Source organism: Antricoccus suffuscus, assembly GCF_003003235.1.
In the GTDB taxonomy this organism is placed as follows: Bacteria; Actinomycetota; Actinomycetes; order Mycobacteriales; family Antricoccaceae; genus Antricoccus; species Antricoccus suffuscus.
Genome location: NZ_PVUE01000006.1, coordinates 167713 through 184745 on the forward strand (window position 1 = coordinate 167713; position 17033 = coordinate 184745).

14 protein-coding genes and 1 riboswitch are annotated in these 17033 nt (G+C 63.4%); of the genes, 7 read left to right on the forward strand and 7 right to left on the reverse strand.

Annotation, left to right across the window (positions count from 1 at the left end):
• Positions 1-138 precede the first annotated feature (138 nt).
• Positions 139-1290 carry an NAD(P)/FAD-dependent oxidoreductase gene (locus CLV47_RS09405; RefSeq protein ID WP_106348842.1) on the reverse strand — a complete coding sequence of 384 codons (1152 nt, stop codon included), beginning with the start codon at positions 1288-1290 and terminating at the stop codon, positions 139-141.
• Between the two features lie 189 nt (positions 1291-1479).
• Between CLV47_RS09405 and CLV47_RS09410 the strand changes: the two genes are divergently transcribed.
• From CLV47_RS09410 to CLV47_RS09420, 3 genes are read left to right on the forward strand one after another with little or no spacing between them, the layout of a single operon-like run.
• A complete protein-coding gene (locus tag CLV47_RS09410; protein ID WP_106348773.1) occupies positions 1480-2349 on the forward strand; it encodes a transketolase in 870 nt (289 codons plus the stop codon).
• Entirely contained in the window at positions 2349-3368 is a 1020-nt protein-coding gene (locus tag CLV47_RS09415; protein WP_106348774.1) for a transketolase family protein, read from the forward strand. Before CLV47_RS09410 ends, CLV47_RS09415 begins: the two co-directional genes overlap by 1 nt.
• Positions 3365-4600 carry an aminotransferase class III-fold pyridoxal phosphate-dependent enzyme gene (locus tag CLV47_RS09420; protein ID WP_106348775.1) on the forward strand — a complete coding sequence of 412 codons (1236 nt, stop codon included), beginning with the start codon at positions 3365-3367 and terminating at the stop codon, positions 4598-4600. Before CLV47_RS09415 ends, CLV47_RS09420 begins: the two co-directional genes overlap by 4 nt.
• 123 nt (positions 4601-4723) lie before the next feature.
• Here the strand turns inward: CLV47_RS09420 and CLV47_RS09425 are convergent, their stop codons facing one another.
• Entirely contained in the window at positions 4724-5314 is a 591-nt protein-coding gene (locus tag CLV47_RS09425) for a TetR/AcrR family transcriptional regulator (RefSeq protein ID WP_146135341.1), read from the reverse strand.
• Positions 5315-5503: 189 nt separating this feature from the next.
• Here CLV47_RS09425 and CLV47_RS09430 point away from each other — a divergent pair, with 189 nt between their 5' ends.
• Complete coding sequence (locus CLV47_RS09430) at positions 5504-7198, forward strand: ABC-F family ATP-binding cassette domain-containing protein (protein ID WP_238145301.1); 1695 nt, start codon at positions 5504-5506, stop codon at positions 7196-7198.
• Positions 7199-7323: 125 nt separating this feature from the next.
• On the opposite strand, the gene CLV47_RS09435 is transcribed toward CLV47_RS09430, so the two are convergent.
• On the reverse strand, positions 7324-8697 hold the full coding sequence (locus CLV47_RS09435; RefSeq protein WP_106348778.1) for a glycine-rich protein: 1374 nt from the start codon (positions 8695-8697) through the stop codon (positions 7324-7326).
• A 230-nt stretch (positions 8698-8927) separates the two neighbouring features.
• Positions 8928-10190, reverse strand: a complete 1263-nt coding sequence (locus CLV47_RS09440; protein ID WP_146135342.1) for an MFS transporter — start codon at positions 10188-10190, stop codon at positions 8928-8930.
• A 113-nt stretch (positions 10191-10303) separates the two neighbouring features.
• On the opposite strand from CLV47_RS09440, the gene CLV47_RS09445 reads away from it, so the two are divergent.
• Positions 10304-11653 (forward strand): DUF2252 domain-containing protein, encoded by a 1350-nt coding sequence (locus CLV47_RS09445; RefSeq protein WP_106348780.1) that lies wholly within the window; start codon positions 10304-10306, stop codon positions 11651-11653.
• On the opposite strand, the gene CLV47_RS09450 is transcribed toward CLV47_RS09445, so the two are convergent.
• Complete coding sequence (locus CLV47_RS09450; protein ID WP_106348781.1) at positions 11650-12915, reverse strand: MFS transporter; 1266 nt, start codon at positions 12913-12915, stop codon at positions 11650-11652. The genes CLV47_RS09445 and CLV47_RS09450 overlap by 4 nt on opposite strands.
• 79 nt (positions 12916-12994) lie before the next feature.
• Positions 12995-13110, forward strand: a riboswitch (SAM riboswitch).
• Between the two features lie 206 nt (positions 13111-13316).
• On the opposite strand from CLV47_RS09450, the gene CLV47_RS09455 reads away from it, so the two are divergent.
• Together CLV47_RS09455 and CLV47_RS09460 are read left to right on the forward strand one after the other, a co-directional pair.
• Positions 13317-14672 (forward strand): MFS transporter, encoded by a 1356-nt coding sequence (locus tag CLV47_RS09455; RefSeq protein WP_106348782.1) that lies wholly within the window; start codon positions 13317-13319, stop codon positions 14670-14672.
• On the forward strand, positions 14669-16051 hold the full coding sequence (locus CLV47_RS09460; RefSeq protein WP_106348783.1) for an LLM class flavin-dependent oxidoreductase: 1383 nt from the start codon (positions 14669-14671) through the stop codon (positions 16049-16051). Before CLV47_RS09455 ends, CLV47_RS09460 begins: the two co-directional genes overlap by 4 nt.
• Before the next feature lie 96 nt (positions 16052-16147).
• Here the strand turns inward: CLV47_RS09460 and CLV47_RS09465 are convergent, their stop codons facing one another.
• The gene (locus CLV47_RS09465) at positions 16148-16480 is read right to left on the reverse strand and encodes an ArsR/SmtB family transcription factor (RefSeq protein WP_106348843.1); all 333 of its coding nucleotides are present in this window, start codon (positions 16478-16480) and stop codon (positions 16148-16150) included.
• Positions 16467-16922: an SRPBCC family protein gene (locus CLV47_RS09470; protein WP_177557517.1), complete on the reverse strand. Its 456-nt coding sequence runs from the start codon at positions 16920-16922 to the stop codon at positions 16467-16469. Before CLV47_RS09470 ends, CLV47_RS09465 begins: the two co-directional genes overlap by 14 nt.
• Positions 16923-17033 lie beyond the last annotated feature (111 nt).

Sequence of the window (17033 nt, forward strand, 5' to 3'; positions counted from 1 at the left end):
GACATACTGATCATTCCTCTATCTCTCAATTATGGTTGGCAAGTTTTTTATTTCGGACGTCTGATCACTGCCTTCGACGTACTTTAGGGCGCCCTTGACGATCGGTCAATGATCTTTCATGGCGATGCGCGCCAACCGCTACCGTCGTGTACCCGCCGAGGAGACCTGCACTGAGAAGCGTTCCGGACTGACCGAGTCCGACCTCAGTCCGCGAGCCTCAAGATCGGCGGGTACACCCTCGCCATCTATCAATGACGCCACGAGCGAGGCAGCGGCGGGGGCGGTTTGGATGCCGTAGCCGCCCTGTCCTGCAAACCAGAAGAATCCCTCGACCTCGCGGTCATAGCCGATGACCGGCACCCGGTCCGGCGCAAAGTTGCGCAGGCCCGCCCAGGTACTGCGGACATGTCGCACGTCCAGGCCGGTCGCGTCATTGATGACGTCGATAGCGCGGGCGATCTCGAGTTCATCGGGGCGCGGGTCGCTGGGCTGTTGGAGCACTTCGTCCGCGGGCGAGCACAAATACTGCTCGCCGTCAGGTTTGACGTAGAACTCGTCGTTGACATCAGCAGCCATCGGCAGTCCCGCCGTACGCGAGCCGCCCGGCGACGGCACCATGAAGATCGTTCTGCGCAGCGGCCGGATTCCGATCCCCCGCGCGCCGTGAATCGCCGCCACCACGTCAACCCAGGCTCCCGCCGCATTGACCACCAGTGGCGCTCGATAACGCTGACCTCCGGAGTCGGCGAGGGTCCACATGCCATTCTCGCGATGCGCGGCGACGACCCGCGCGGCCGCGTGAACGACACCGATTCCCTTGAAGCCGCGCGCGTATCCCTGGTGCAGCGCGTGAACATCGATCTCCCTGGCCTCGGGCTCATAGAGCGCGGCCGAGACGTAGTCGACGTTGAGGATCGGATTGATTTCGGTCGCCTGCTCGGGCGAGACAATCTGCACGCTCGGCACGAGGCCACGCATCTCGGCGTACATCCGGTCGACCTTCGCCTCATCGCCCTCGGTTGCCACCCAGACCAGTCCCAGTGGCGAGAGCGGCGATCTGTCGAACGTCTCTGATGGGTTTTCGAGGAACGCCCGGCTGCCGGTCGTCAGAGCGCGGATCTCGGGTCCACCATAGGTTTCCAAGAAGGTAGCTGCCGACCGTCCCGTCGTGTGAAACGCGAGCGTGGACTCCATTTCAAGTATGGCGACCGAGCGCGTCTTCCCCAGTTCGTAGGCCGCCGCGACACCGGCGATGCCACCGCCGATCACAATTACGTCATAAGAGTTCATGATCAACAGCGTATCTTTTTCGAGCGCCTGAGCGATATAGGTTCGAGCCACAAAACGTGCAAGCATCCCGGTCTACAGTCGGATTTGGGCGGATCCCTTGCCTAGGATCCTCGATGTCGGCTATCTTTATTTCGGACGATCGCTATATTTCCGTCAAGTTGACCTCAACACTAAGCAAGGAGCTGCCACGTGGAAACTACCGCGCTAGCCGCGCGCCGTGCCTCGATAGCCGATCTAGAGGAGCGGGCGAAATTCATTCGCCTGGAAACTGTGCGCCTCACCCGGATCGCCGGCGCCGGTCACTATTCCGCCGTCTTCTCGTGCGCGGAGCTTCTGTCGGCCCTCTACTATCACCAGCTCAGGCTCAATCCCGACGAGCCAAGGCATCCCGACCGGGACCGCCTAGTCTTAAGCAAAGGGCACGTGGCAATCGGTCTCTACCCTGTGCTGGCTGATCTCGGGTACTACGACTCCGCATTGCTGGACTCCTTCACTCGGCTCGGCAGCCCATTCGGCGATCACCCAGACATGAAGAAGATCCCCGGCGTCGATTTCAGCGCCGGGTCACTCGGCCACGGACTGTCTGTCGGAGTTGGCATGGCACTGGCCGGCCGCATGTCGCAGCGTTCTTACAACACCTGGGTGCTACTTGGCGACGGCGAGCTCGGCGAGGGCCAGATCTGGGAGGCGGCAATGTCCGCGGGCCACTACAAGCTGGGCCGCCTGCGCGCGATCGTCGATGCCAACCAGCTGTGCATTGATGGGTTTACGAAGGACGTAATGACGGTGGAGCCGATCGAGGATCGGTTTGCGTCGTTCGGCTGGAACACCGTGCGGATCGACGGTCACGACCTGCCGACCATCCTTGAAACCTTCGCGGCGATCGAGGACGAGGACCATACGCGGCCAACATGCATCATTGCCGACACCATCAAAGGCAAGGGCGTCGCTCGCATGGAGCTGAGCCCCGACTGGCACGTTGGCAATCTCGTCGGGCAGGACTACGACGACGTGGTCGCCGAGCTCACCGTCGGCGTACCGAACGGAGATGTCCGATAATGGCTGACTGGCAGGACCAATCCGAAATCTTCAACGGCACAGCGAACACCGGCCTGCGTGACACACGCTCCTTCGACGGAAAAGACACTCGCGCGATCCCGGCGTTCGTCTTCGGCGAGGAACTCGCGGACATCGCCGACAACGACCCACGCGTCGCCGTACTCACCGCAGACCTAGGGCGCTCCAACCGTGCAATCGACTTCGCCGCCCGGCATCCTGAACGGTTCGTCAACGTCGGGATCGCCGAAAAGAACATGATCACCATGGCGGCCGGGATGGCCAGCTGCGGATATGTCACCTTCGCTGCGACTTTCGCGTCCTTCTCGGCGCTGCTGGGCACCGAGCAGATCCGCACCGACTGCGCCTACCCGAAGATGCCGGTGCGCGTCGTCGGGCACCATTCGGGCATTTCGATGGGCTTCTACGGCACCAGTCATCACAGCCTGGAGGACCTGGGACTGATGCGTACGATCGCCGACCTGACAGTCGTCTGCGCAACCGACGCCAACCATCTTCGCGCCGTACTGCGCGCATCGATGGATCACCCGGGCGCGATGTACATCCGGCTCGGCCGCGGCCGCGATCCCGAGGTGTACGCCGACGTACCGCAGATTGAGTTCGGCAAGGCGATACGCGTCCGCGAAGGTAAGGACCTCACGATCTTCGCGACCGGGTCGACGGTGCACCCCTCGCTAGTTGCCGCGGAAACGTTAACTGCGCAGGGGATCCAGACCCGGGTGGTCGATATGTTCACCGTCAGCCCGCTCGATGTCACAGAGGTCTTGGCCGCCGCGAGAGACACCGGCGCCGTACTCACCGTCGAAGAAGCTAACCGCACCAACGGACTCGGCACTGCGATCGCCGAGACCCTTTTCGAGGCCGGCGTCTCGGGACTGCGGTTCAAGCGGCACGGCGTACCAGACGAGCACGTGCCGGTGGGGCCGCCGGCCGCGCTTTATGACCTCTACAAACTCGATGCCCCGGGCATCACACACACCGCATTGGAGCTCTTGAAATGACCGCACCTACGGTCTCCCATGACCAGGATCACGCCCTCCGGGAACGTGCCAAGACCGTCCTACCCGGCGGGATGTACGGGCACATGAGCATGCGCCGGATGCCCGATGGGTTCCCACAGTTCATGGCCCGCGGCAAGGGGTCTCGGCTGTGGGACACCGATGGGAACGAGTACATCGACTTCATGTGCGGCTGGGGGCCGATCGTGCTGGGCCGCCAAGACCCGATCGTCGAGGCCGCCGCCGCGAAACAGATGGCCGAGGGTGATTGCCTCAACGGGCCCGGACCGATCATGGTCGAGCTCGCCGAGCTGCTGTGCGACACGATCCCGCACGCCGACTGGGCAATGATGGCCAAGAACGGCACCGATGCCACTACCGCCTGCGTCACGACCGCGCGCGCCGCGACCGGCCGCCGCAAAATCCTCATCGCCGGCGGCGCCTATCACGGAGCGATTCCGTGGTGCACGCCCTTGACCGGTGGTGTCATCGCAGAAGACCGTGCCCACCTGGACTACTTCGAGTACAACGATATCGAGTCGCTGCGCAAGGCCGTCGACGCGGCCGGCGACGACCTGGCTGGCATCATCATCAGCCCGGTGCGCCAAGAACTCGCCCGCACGCAGGAGCCGGCGACGAGAGAGTTTGCGCAGGAATGCCGCACACTGTGCACCAAAACCGGAGCCGTACTGATCCTCGACGACGTGCGCTGCGGATTCCGCATCGACCTCGCCGGCAGCTGGAACTCCCTCGGCGTACAGCCGGACCTCGCCGCGTGGTCGAAGGCGATCGCCAACGGTTACGCGCTGTCGGCGGTCACCGGTCGCGAGTCGCTGCGGGAGGCGACCCAGACGATGTATGTCACCGGTTCGTTTTGGTACTCGACGGTGGCCATGGCCGCGGCGGTCGCCACCATTACCCAGCTGCGCGAGACCGACGCACTCGGCCGGATGCGCGCCGCGGGCGAGCAGTGGCGTGCCGGGTTGCTGACCTTGGCCGCGTCGCACGGACTGACAGTCGAGCACAGCGGTCCAGTCCAGATGCCGCTCCTGCAGTTCCAGGGCGACGTCGACAGCAAGCTCGCCTTCACGTGGGCGAACGAAGCCGTCAAGCGCGGAGTGTATGTACATCCCATACATAACGGGTTTGTCTCCGCCGCGCACACCCCGGCCGACGTCGATGAAGCACTAGACCGGATCGATGGTGCGTTCGCCACTGTCGCAGCGAGTATCTAGCGGTAACGCGGGTTTCTCCAAAATAGAGGCACTTGCGCTAACGTCCGGCAAAGTGGTCGTTATAGCGACCACTTTGCCGGACGTTTAACAAAAATACTCATACCGGCTGTCGATCGCGAGCGATTACTTCTTGCTCACAATCCGGGCAAGTACCTCGTCGAGCATCCGAACCTGCTCCTCACGGGAGGCACTTCCCTTATATAGTGCGGCTTGCACACTCAACCCGTCCATCAACACGTGTAGCTCGCGGATGGTCCGGTCGATATTGACACCGGGCTGGAGCTCACCGGCCGCCTCAGCCTCGACAAGGCGCCGACGTACCCGCCCTTGGTAGGTATCCAACTCGTCACCGTTAATCGCGATGAGTTGTTTGTTGCCAACGGCCTGGCCCCAAAAACTTACCTCTATCGAGGCCAGCAGGCGACGGCGCTTGTCCAACGGAAGGCACTCAAGCATGTACTCGCGCAGCGCAGCGATTCCGGTGAGCTTTGTCCCTGCGACTCGCTCGACCACCTCGTTGTGTGCGGCGCGCATCGCGGAGGCCATGATGTCTGCCTTGTCTTTGAAGTAGTGCGCGAGCACGCCACTCGAACAGTTCGCTTCCTTGGCGATCTCACGTGTGGTGGCATTGGCGATACCTTGACGCGCGATTACCCGCCAGGTCGCCTTGATGATGGCGCGACGTCGTTCCTCATGGTCGACAATCTTTGGCACTAAAGGACCTCGACTCAGCAAGCGCGAATAGGGACCGAGAACTCTGCCTCGGAATTCCACCCTAGATGGGACGCTCGCCCGTGCGTGCCGATGTCCGCCCGTGTCGGAAAAACGGTAAGCGGCAACCGAAATATTCTGGGCTAGCGCGGCAGCCAAGAGGTTAAAACAATGCAGCGAAAGCCTCCCGTCGTGCAGACTGTCCTAGCCATGGTTCATATAGATATCGCGCAAGTTAGCCACCACCTGCCAGACGGGCGAGTGCTGCTCGATGACGTGTCGTTTCGCGTCGGCGATGGCACCAAGATGGCGCTCATTGGGGCGAACGGTGCGGGAAAGACCACCCTGATGCGGATCGTGAGCGGTGAGACTGCCGCTCAGTCGGGCAGCATTTCGCGGGCAGGTTCGGTGGGTGTTATGCGGCAGATGGTCGGGGCCGGCAACGAGAACATTCGGGAGCTGTTGCTTTCGGTGGCTCCTCCCCGCGTGCGTGCTACAGCCGCCGCAGTCGACGACTGCGAGCTAGCTCTCATGGACACAGACGATGAATCGACCCAAATGACGTACGCCCACGCGTTGTCCGATTACGCCGACGCCGGTGGCTACGACGCCGAAGTCTTGTGGGACACCTGCTGCATTGCAGCCCTCGATGTTCCCTTCGAACGGGCGAAGTACCGCGAACTCACGGCGCTGTCTGGTGGTGAGCAGAAGCGCCTTGTTTTGGAAGCGTTGCTGCGCGGGCCGGACAACATACTGCTACTTGATGAGCCGGACAACTTCCTGGACGTACCCGGCAAAACCTGGCTCGAAGAACAGCTCACGTCCTCAAGCAAGACCATCTTGTACATCAGCCACGACCGCGAGCTACTCGCGAACACCGCGACACAGATCGCGACCATAGAGCTCGGCGGCGCAGGCAACACGGTCTGGATTCATCCGGGCGGTTACCGCACCTACAATGACGCGCGCACGGCCCGGTTCGCGCGTTTCGAGGAGCTACGTCGGCGCTGGGATGAAGAACACGCCAAGCTGCGCGAACTAATGCTGATGTACAAGAACAAGGCGGCGTTCAACTCCGACATGGCGAGCCGCTATCAGGCCGCGCAGACCCGCCTTCGCAAATTCGAGGACGCGGGCCCGCCCCAAGGAGTACCTCGAGAGCAGCACGTCTCGATGAGACTGTCTGGCGGGCGGACGGCCAAACGTGCCGTCGTGTGCGATGCCCTGGAATTGACCGGTCTTATGAAGTCCTTCAGCACCGAGATTTGGTACGGCGAGCGCCTCGCCGTACTGGGATCGAACGGTTCGGGCAAGTCCCACTTCTTACGTCTCCTCGCCCGCGGCGGCAGCGATCCGGACGCGGAGCACCAGCCGATCGGCGATGTCGATATCTCTGAAGTCGCACACACCGGCATCGCGAGGCTCGGTTCGCGGGTGCGGCCTGGTTGGTTCATCCAGACTCATGAGCACCCCGAACTGATGCGCCGCACCTTGCTGCAGATACTGCACCACGGCGATACGTTCCGAAAAGGATTACCCAGAGAGCAGGCGTCCCGGGTCCTCGACAGATACGAGCTGGCGCGCAACGCCGAGCAGAAGTTCAGTTCGCTGTCCGGCGGTCAGCAGGCCAGATTCCAGATTCTGTTGCTTGAGCTGTCGGGCGCGACGCTGCTGCTACTCGACGAACCGACCGACAACCTTGACCTGCAGTCGGCTGAGGCGTTGGAAGATGGCCTCAACGGGTTCGACGGCACCGTGGTCGCGGTAACCCACGATCGATGGTTTGCCCGAGGTTTCGATCGATTCCTCGTCTTCGGTACGGACGGCAGCGTGTACGAGTCACCCGAACCGGTGTGGACGGAGACCCGCGTACACCGTGCACGTTGAATCACCGCACGGGCAACCCGGATCGGTCGGCAACCGATGTTGCCCGTCCTCACGTAATACGAACGTCGCCGGACAGAATGTGGAACGCAGGCTAACCGGCTTGATTGCCGCATGTCGGTTGAGGGCTATGTGTGGCGTCCCCGGCTTCGTGTCATGAGCAGCACGAGTCCGCCTGCCAGGATAAGGCCGACTCCACCAAGCGCCGCGGGCAACAGCGGCGCGCCAGTCTTTGCCAACTGCGCGTCGTACGCCGTCGGTGTGGCTGCCACCGAATCGACCGAGCCAGCGGTTGCCGGCGTAGTTGCTGTTGAGGTAGCTGGCGTCGTCGCCGTTGTGGTCGTAGGTGTTGACGGGGGAACGATCTGCGCGGTGACCGTAAGTTGCGTCGTCTGGGTCGTCGCGCCCAGTTGTGCGGTGATCGTCGTCGTGATCGCGTCAGCAACCTCCGTGGTGTTGATCGAGAACGTCGCGCTGGTCGCGCCGGCCGGGATCGTCACGGTCGCCGGCAACGTGATCGCGGGTGAAGACGCGGACAACGCTATGACCGTGTCGCTACCGCTCGCCGGATTCACCGTAACGGTACCGGTCGTCTCACCGCCGCCGACGAGGCTAGAGTCCGCGACTGTGACACTGGTCAACGAGGTCAACGTATAACTGATGACGACCTGCGGCGCGGCGTCGAGCGCCGCGGTGCCGGTGGTGCCGCCGGGCGCATAGCTCGACCCGCCGCCACCTGAAGCGAAGTAGCCTCCGCCACCACCGCCGTAGAGACCGCCGCCACCACCGCATCCACCGCTGTCGCCATTCAAGTCAAAGGTGGGAGTCGCTCCGGCACCGCCTTGACCGATCGCGCCGGGCGATCCCCCGGTTAGTCCTGCGGCACCGCCGCCGTTAACGCTCGCACCCCCACCCCCGGACCACCCATTGAAACTATCGGCGCCGTCAGCGCCGGGTCCACCACCACCGTCGGCCGAGTAGCACCCCCCGCCACCGCCAGGAGCAACGACCAGCCGAGAATCCAGCGAACTGCCACCGCCGCTGGATACGGTGCGCACGTCCGACGCACCACCGCCACCAGCGCCGTTATCGTGCGGGTCGCCATCCCCAGTGGGAACACCGACACCACCGTCTCCGCCGCCGTTAAACCCACCTGCCACCGACCCGTCGGGACCGCCGTTCGCCCCCGGTCCGCCGACCTCCACAAAAAGCGTCTGCCCGGCCGTGACCGAATAGCCGGTAATCGACGCTGTTCCACCCGGCCCGCCGGTCGAAAACGGATTGGCGCCGCCGGGCGCACCGACGGCGGACACATCAACCATCGCCACCCCGTCCGGCACGGTGAATGTCTGTTCGCCCCCGGTGTAGCCGTAGGTGCACGTGACCACCTGGCCCGACTGCACGCAGCCGTTCGGCAGGCCCGGAGCCGCGTAGGACGGCGTACTGAAACCTGGAAGCGTCACCGCCACCAACGGAGCCAGCAGTAGCGCTCCGACGGCCATGCGCCGCGATGAGCGCCCTTTCCTTGTACGACGGACCCCTGCTGGCATACACAACCCCTCGTCAAGGGATCAAGCATTAGCGCAGGCCAGACCCCAAATTGCGTCAGTTTCGCCGACGTTACGGGATGCACTTGCACATAAGAAGACCCAGAAGCGACATCGCAACAGCACCGATACCTACGCGCCGTACGCGCTGGCCGTGCCGCGATACGTCGTTCGCCCTGATTGTTTCAGGGTGTAATCGCCGCTGGCGCGACCGCCTCAGCAACGACTTCTTCTTTGAATTCGGTGGCCTTGCCGGCGAGCGACATGACCGCAGCGCCACACACCGACAGGGCACCGGCGACGAGGTAGGGCACCTTATAGTTGCCAGTCAAGTCGTATAGCCAGCCGAGCAGGAACGGTCCCCCTGCCGTACCAACGACGACAATCAGCTGCGACACGCTGAAGATTCGCCCGTAGTCGCGTACGCCGAACCGGTGGCCGATCAGCACCGACTGCAATAGCAGGACGTTGCCGACGGTCGCGCCGAAGACCACGATCGTGCCGAACAGCGCCCAGGCACCGTAGGCAAATGCCATCACCACCAACGACGCGCCCTGCAGGATCCCGAGGACGATCGTGAAGCCGGTCATCGGCACGCGATGCACAATTCGTCCGGCCGCAAGACGTGCGATCACAGACATTCCCGCTAATACCAGCGTCGCGAACGACGCTGCGACAGCGCCGGTTCGCTCTTCCGCGAGCTTGACTATTTGCTGTAGTCCGCCGACCTGCGCGGCCATCATCAGCACATACGCAATTGCCATTGCGATGAAGAAGCGGGATCGGACCGCGGTAGCGTATGCCTCTCCGGTCGGCGGCGGGGGCGTGATGTCACGCTCGACGCGCGCGCCGTCAGGCAGCCAGCCCATCGGCTGTGGCGCCGGCTTGATCATGAAGATGATGACCGGGACAGTTCCGAGCAGCCAAATGACCGCCAGGATCGGTGAGGCCGTCCCGAGGCCGACTGAGTCGGACAGCCACTTCGCGATCGGGGTGAACACCATGCCACCAACGGACAACCCGGTCGAAGCGACGGAAAGCGCGACCGCACGACCGGTCTGATACCAGCGGGTGACGACCGTGGTCGTGGGGATCAGGCCCGACGCGGCGAAACCGAACGCGAAGATGATGTAAATGGCGTACAGCTGCCATATCTCGTGCGCCTGCCCGAGTAAGGCAAGCGCAACCGCACCGACGATAGCGCCGACCACCATGACCTTGCGGGCATCGATGCGGTCGATTAGCTTCGCCACGAGCAGCCCGAGGATGCCCGACGTCACGAAGAACACCGTCGTCGCGAGCGAGATCGACGACAACGACCAACCGCGTTCGTTGCTGAACGCGTTGAGGTACACCGCGAGCCCGTAGAAACACAGTCCGGACGTCGTCGTCAGTGAAATAAAACAGCCGGCAACAACCATCCGCCCCGGAAACCGCTCATTAGCCACGATTCGGGACTCTATCGGCAAAGCGAAGGACGTCGTACCGTGGGCATACAACTTTGTACGGGGGGTCCTTTGTGAACGCTTCTGTGGGCAGACTCCGGTTCGAGCATGAACACGTGGTGACGTACGACGAACTCATCGAGCAGGGTATCGCCGCGCGCACCAGGGTTCCGCGCAGTGCGCACCGGGTCTATACGCCGGATCCAAAGCGCGACCCGCTGGGCATCCTGGCCCGGCAGCACGAGAGCCGGCTCCCCGACTTAGTCCCGCTGCGCATTGAGCGGATGCTTCAGGACCCATTTTCCTTCTATCGAGGCACCGCGGCCCTCCAGGCCGCCGACCTGGCCACCGAAACGGTCACCGGCGTCAACCTGTGTATTTGCGGTGACGCGCATATAGCCAACTTCGGCCTGTTTGCCTCACCACAACGCACGATGGTGTTTGACCTTAACGACTTCGACGAGGCCGCTTTCGGCCCGTGGGAATGGGACGTAAAGCGCTTCGTCACCAGCGTCATCATCGCCGCCCAGCACAAGGGCAGAAGCGTCAAACAGACCTACGCGACCGCGATGCACGCGGCCGCCGCATACCGCGTCGACTTGCGCCAGATGTTTGACCTCAGCGCGGTTGAGCGTTACTACGTGCGCGCCGACGTCAAGGCAAGTGACCCGCGATTCCACCCGTCGTGGCAAAAAGTTATCAATCAAGCGCTGAAGGGTGCAAAACGACGTACCTCTGAGCGGGCGATCAGGAAGATCACTCGCCGTGCCGCGGACGGAACGCTCACCATCGTCGAAGACCCACCCACCCTCATGCACGCCGACGTCGGCGACGAGCGCGAAGTAGCGCAGATTGTTGACCAGTACCGCGCGACCTTGCCACCCGATGTCTCGGTCCTGCTGTCCCAGTACACCGCCACCGATGTCGTACGACGCGTTGTCGGCGTCGGCAGTGTCGGCACGCGTTGCTACATCGTCGTCATGACCGGCGCGCGCGGTGAACCACTTGTGTTACAGGTTAAAGAGGCCACCGACTCCGCGCTCACTACGTTTGGCGTCGCGCCGGCATCGCTTCCACCCGGGACGCATGGGCCGACCGATCACAACGGGTACCGCGTGGTGGCGAATCAACGCATTTTGCAGGCGGTGTCTGATCCGTTTCTCGGCTACATCGAGGTTCATGAGCACACCTATTACGTGCGGCAGTTCCGCGACGGCAACGTCTCCATCGACGCGGCCGACCTCGAACCAAGGGTATTCAACGAGTATGTGGAGGCCTGTGGCACTGCGCTCGCACGTGCCCACTCTCAAAGCCCGAATGCCGCGTTTATCGCCGGCTACCTCGGCGATAAACCTAAGTTCGACGAGGCCGTCGTGCGGTGGGGTTTGGCCTACGCGCGCCAGTCGAACGAGGATTATCACGCGCTGCGTAAGGCATCACCGACGCTGCACGAACGTGACAGCTAACCGCCTTCGTTACCGGCGACGGGGAGTTCGGATGCCATCGCGTCGTCGCGATATTCGGTGGCCCGGCCAGCCAGCGACATGACTACGGCGCCGGATACCGACAGCGCGCCCGCGATGATGTACGGCACCTCGTAACTACCGGTCACGTCGTACAGCCAGCCCAGCAGGAACGGACCGCCCGCCGTACCGACGACTACGAACAACCTGGACACGCTGAACAGGCGCCCGTAGTCGCGTACGCCGAAATGGTGCCCGATCAGCACCGACTGCATCAGCACGATATTGCCGATAGTCGCGCCGAATACCAGGATCGTTCCGAACAGTGCCCAGGTCCAATAGGAAAATGCCATGAGGACCAGCGAGGCGCCTTGGGTGAGTCCAAGCCCAACGGCGAATGCAGTCATCGGCAGTCGATTGACCATCCGGCCGCCTGCGAGCCGGGCCACCACGGACATCGCGGCGACGGCGAACGTCGCGAACGCGGCCGCAACCGGACCAGCGCGTTCTTGGGTCAGCTTCACGATCTGCTGAAGGCCGCCGACCTGCGCCGCCATGATCAGCACGTAGGCGACGGTCATCGAGCGGAAGAACCGCGACCGCCAAGCAGTCGCGAATAGTTCACCGGTGGGCGCCGGCGGCACGACGTTGCGTTCGACGTGCGCACCGTCCGGTAACCACCCCATCGCCTGCGGTGCAGGTTTGATCATGAATACGATGACCGGCACCGTGCCGACCAACCAGACAATGGCCAGGATCGGCGAGGCCTTGGCGAGACCGACGGCGTCGGACAGCCATTTCGCGATCGGCGTGAGCACCATGCCCCCGACCGACAGGCCGGTGGACGTGACGGCGAGCGCGACCGCCCGACCGCTTTGATACCAGCGAGTGACGACCGTCGTAGTCGGTATCAGGCCAGCGGCCCCGAACCCAAACGCGAAGACCGCGTAGATGAGATAGAGCTGCCACCGCTCGTGCGCCTGGCCGAGTAACGCAAGCGCGACCGCTCCGACGATCGCGCCGGCCACCATGACTCGCCGCGCATCGAAGCGTGCGATCAGTTTCGCGACGAAATAGCCGAGGACGCCCGAGGACACGAAGAACACCGTGCTCGCAAGCGAGATCGACGACAGCGACCAGCCGCGCTCGTTGCTGAACGCGTTCAGGTACACGGCGAGCCCATAGAAGGACAGACCCGACGTCGTCATCAAGGTAATGAAGCAGCCAGCAACCACCATCCGACCGGGAAATCGCGCAGCAGCCATGTTTCGGACTCTATGCCCACGCGCCGCTGACAAAGGTCACATATATCGTCGAACCGCTGCGTGCTAACGTGTTTAACAAGGTTACGAGCCCCAGTGACAAGGTCCGGCTGGCTGGGCAGCAACCCTCGTACTTGCGGCGGGGTGCTCCGGATAACGACCAGGCAGGTCTCATCCGAGTCCCTGCAAGTGCAAGCCCATTGGGCTTCGGTATGTAGGAGTTCCACCATGTCGCGCTGTTGTTGCTGACTGAGCTAATCACCATTTAGCGCCTGACCCGCACCGCGGTACAGGCTATTTCGAGCGCGCCTGCGGCCGCTCGCCACCCCTCGCTCCCCTTCGCGGGTCTCTGCACGCTTGCCATTACGTCGGCGGCGCTACAGGCCTGCCCTGAAAGGAAACTTGTGTCCGCACCTGTCTCGACTGCGGCTCCTGTCCGAGTCCGCAATTCCACCCGAAAGGTCGCCGCGGCATCGTTCGTCGGCACCGCAATCGAGTGGTACGACTTCTACATCTACGGCACCGCCTCGGCGCTTATCCTCGGCCCGCTGTTCTTCCCGGGCGCCAGCGCGTCGGGCGGCGTGCTCGCCTCCTTCGCGACGTACGCCGTCGGATTCTTGGCCCGCCCGCTCGGCGGTGCGATCGCCGGACACCTCGGTGACCGGATCGGTCGCAAACGTGTGCTCGTGGCATCCCTGCTCCTGATGGGAACCGCTACCTTCCTCGTTGGTTTCCTTCCGACCTACGCCACGATCGGCATTGCCGCCCCTCTCCTGCTAATCCTGCTGCGTCTTCTCCAAGGGCTCTCGGCAGGCAGCGAATGGGGTGGCGCGGTATTGCTTGCGGTCGAACACGCCCCGGCCAAACGACGAGGCTTGTATGGCGCAATCCCGCAGACCGGCTCGGCCGCGGGCATGATCCTCGCGACCTCGACGTACGCCGGAGTTCAGGCATTGGTCGGTCACGAGGCCTTCCTGTCCTGGGGTTGGCGGATTCCCTTCATCGCCAGCGCCGTACTCGTCGTCGTCGGATTGATTGTGCGGTTGTCCATCACCGAATCGGCCGAGTTCCTCGCCCTGCGCGACGAGGACCGCTTGGAGAAGGCGCCCGTCGTCGAGGTGTTCCGGAGCAACTCCCGCGAAGTGCTGCTGGCCGTCGCGATGCGCCTCGGCCAAATCGGCTCATTCACCCTCTACACCGTGTTTGCACTGACCTACCTCGCCAACCACGTCCGCGCGGACGGCGCCGACATCGGCCTCGTCGCGACCATTATCGCGTCGGTGATCGGCCTGGCCAGTACGCCGCTATGGGGCGCCCTATCCGACCGATTAGGACGCCGGCCGGTCTACCTGTTCGGCGCAATCTTCACTGCCGTGTTCGTCGCTCCGGCCTTCCTGCTGCTCGACACCGGTTCTAGCGTGCTGATCATCGTGACGTTCATCCTCGGCATCAACATCGGACACGACAGCCAGTACGGCGCGCAGGGAGCGATGTTCTCCGAGCTGTTCCCCACCCAAGTGCGCTACAGCGGCGCCTCACTTGGCTACGCGATTGGCGCCGTACTCGGCGGTGGCTTGACTCCTCTTGCCGCGGCGTGGCTGCTCGGTGTTGGCGCTAACGCACCGTGGCTTGTGGCGGCGTACATCGCATTCCTGGCAGTACTTTCAGCGACCGGGGCCTACTTCGCCAAAGAGACCCGACATGTGACCCCTACTCCAACTACGCCCGAATCCCCCAACGAACTGGTAGGTGCCCGATGAACCGCAAGCTATCCCTCAACGCATTCGCCATGGCCTGTGTCGGACACCAGTCGCCCGGCCTATGGGCACGCGACGATGATCAAAGCGCCGACTACACGAGCCTCGAACATTGGATCGACCTGGCGCGCCTCCTTGAGGATGGCGGATTCGACTCGCTGTTCCTCGCCGACGTACTGGGCACGTACGACGTCTACGGCGGGTCCCGTGACGAGGCCGTCCGGGTGGGCGCTCAGGTGCCGGTCAGCGATCCGATCCCCGCTATATCGGCGATGGCGGCCGCCACCAAGAATCTCGGATTCGGCGTGACGGTGACGACGACGTACGAACAGCCCTATGCGCTCGCGCGACGCTTCACCACGCTCGATCACCTCACCAAGGGCCGAATCGGCTGGAACGTCGTCACCGGTTACCTCGACTCGGCAGCCAAGAACCTCGGCTTTACCGCGCAGATCCCCCACGACGAACGCTACGAGATCGCCGACGAATACCTTGAGGTCTGCTACAAGCTCTGGGAACACTCGTGGGAGGACGACGCGGTCGTCCGTGACCGTGAGCGCGGCATCTACGCCGACCCGGCGAAGGTGCATGACATAGGCCATCACGGCCAGTACTACGACGTACCCGGCGCGTTCCTGTGTGAGCCCTCGCCGCAGCGGACCCCGGTGATTTTCCAGGCCGGCGCGTCACCTAGAGGCCGTCAGTTCGCCGCCAAGCATGCTGAGGCAATCTTTGTCATCGGCCCGACTCCGGCTGCTGTGCGGCGTACCACTTCGGCCCTGCGCGAAGAGGCCGAGAAGGCCGGCCGAGATCCATACTCCATCAAGATCATCGCGGGGCTGACCGCGATCGTGCGTGAATCCGACGAGGAGGCGGCCGACCTTCTGGAAAGCTACCGCCAATCGGCAAGCCTCAGCGGGGCACTCGCGTTGTTCGGCGGCTGGACAGGGGTCGACCTCGCCGAGTACCCGTACGACGCGCCGCTCGTGCACATCACCACGGACGCGAATCGATCGGCCCTGGATGCCTTCACGCGCGACGCCGATCATGAGTGGACCGTAGAAGAGTTGGCGCGCTGGGTCAGCATCGGCGGCCGGGGACCCGTCATGGCCGGCTCCCCCACCACGGTGGCGGACACGCTCGAGGAATGGCAGCAGGAAGCCGACGTCGACGGGTTCAACTTCATGTATGTGACCCGGCCGGGGACCTTCACCGACATCGTCACGCACCTGGTGCCGGAGTTACGTCGCCGCGGACTCGTCGCACCAGCGCCGGCTACACCCGCGAGCCTGCGCGAGCGTCTCGGCACCGGCGATGGCGCGCGGTTATCCGCAGCGCACTACGCGCGCTCGCTGCAGATCGCCGCGCCCACGCCTCGCTGATCCGAGCACGGGAATGGCACCTCGGACAGGAACCCGACGCTTCGGGTAGGGCATTATCCGCCCGAAGCGCCACCTTCCTTTCCCGAAGCACCAGATCTACGATCGCCCCTCGGCTACCGCCTTGATGCGTGACAACCGACGGTCCCAGCCGGAAGCGATGCGCTCGAGGTCGGCCGCGACAGTGACCAGGCGCGCCCCGAGGGCGACGTACTGCAGCTCTCGTCCGCGTCGCTCTGCGGACACGAGTCCGACTTCCTCGAGTACGCCGAGGTGTCGCGCAATCGCCTGACGACTGACCGGAAGCTCCGCGGCAAGCGCGGACGCCGAGGCCGGCGCCCGGCCGAGACGGGTAAGGATTCCCCATCGAGTGTCGTCGGCGAGCGCCGCAAACACGGCCACCTGGCCGGCGGCTGGCTCACCGGTCGGCATCGGCACCGACCTGGGCAAGATGCTTTGCAGCCAAAGCAATCTCTTTGGTCCAGCCGTCGGCATGGTCATCGAACCGCGCGCGGCGTTGCTCGGCACTCTCGGACAGCGACTCGAAACCACTCTCGGCGACTCGTAGAAGCACCGCGTCGGGCGCGGTTTCCTCGATCCAGAACTCGACCAGAGTCGACGTGCTGTCCGTGTCGTCCTTGTCGATGAGCCAGCGGAATGCCGCATACTTCGGCTCATCTAACTCGACCGTGCGAAACGCGAATTCGCCGTATTCGGCGTGGTGCACTACCTGCAGGTCTCCGCGTTGCTCGATCCGCTGTTCGGTGATCTCACCGTTGTTGATGTACCAACCGGGCTGGCTGATCAGGCCCCATACTCGAGACGCCGATGCGTCGATTGCAATCTCCCGCTCGATGCGGTCCATGTTGTCCATGTCCTGTACCTTTCCCTTATGCGTTAAGTGCAACATCAGTGTTGCACTACAACTTCGATAGCGCAACACTTCAGTTGCAGATAAGTTGTGGACCGGAGCGCGTCACGAGCC

What these genes read in the sequence shown, in the direction of transcription:
- CLV47_RS09405 (WP_106348842.1), bottom strand. Translation starts at nt 1,290, where the DNA reads ATGAACTCTTATGACGTAATTGTGATCGGCGGTGGCATCGCCGGTGTC.
- CLV47_RS09415 (WP_106348774.1), top strand. Translation starts at nt 2,349, where the DNA reads ATGGCTGACTGGCAGGACCAATCCGAAATCTTCAACGGCACAGCGAAC.
- CLV47_RS09420 (WP_106348775.1), top strand. Translation starts at nt 3,365, where the DNA reads ATGACCGCACCTACGGTCTCCCATGACCAGGATCACGCCCTCCGGGAA.
- CLV47_RS09435 (WP_106348778.1), bottom strand. Translation starts at nt 8,697, where the DNA reads ATGGCCGTCGGAGCGCTACTGCTGGCTCCGTTGGTGGCGGTGACGCTT.
- CLV47_RS09450 (WP_106348781.1), bottom strand. Translation starts at nt 12,915, where the DNA reads ATGGCTGCTGCGCGATTTCCCGGTCGGATGGTGGTTGCTGGCTGCTTC.
- CLV47_RS09460 (WP_106348783.1), top strand. Translation starts at nt 14,669, where the DNA reads ATGAACCGCAAGCTATCCCTCAACGCATTCGCCATGGCCTGTGTCGGA.
- CLV47_RS09465 (WP_106348843.1), bottom strand. Translation starts at nt 16,480, where the DNA reads ATGCCGACCGGTGAGCCAGCCGCCGGCCAGGTGGCCGTGTTTGCGGCG.
- CLV47_RS09470 (WP_177557517.1), bottom strand. Translation starts at nt 16,922, where the DNA reads ATGGACAACATGGACCGCATCGAGCGGGAGATTGCAATCGACGCATCG.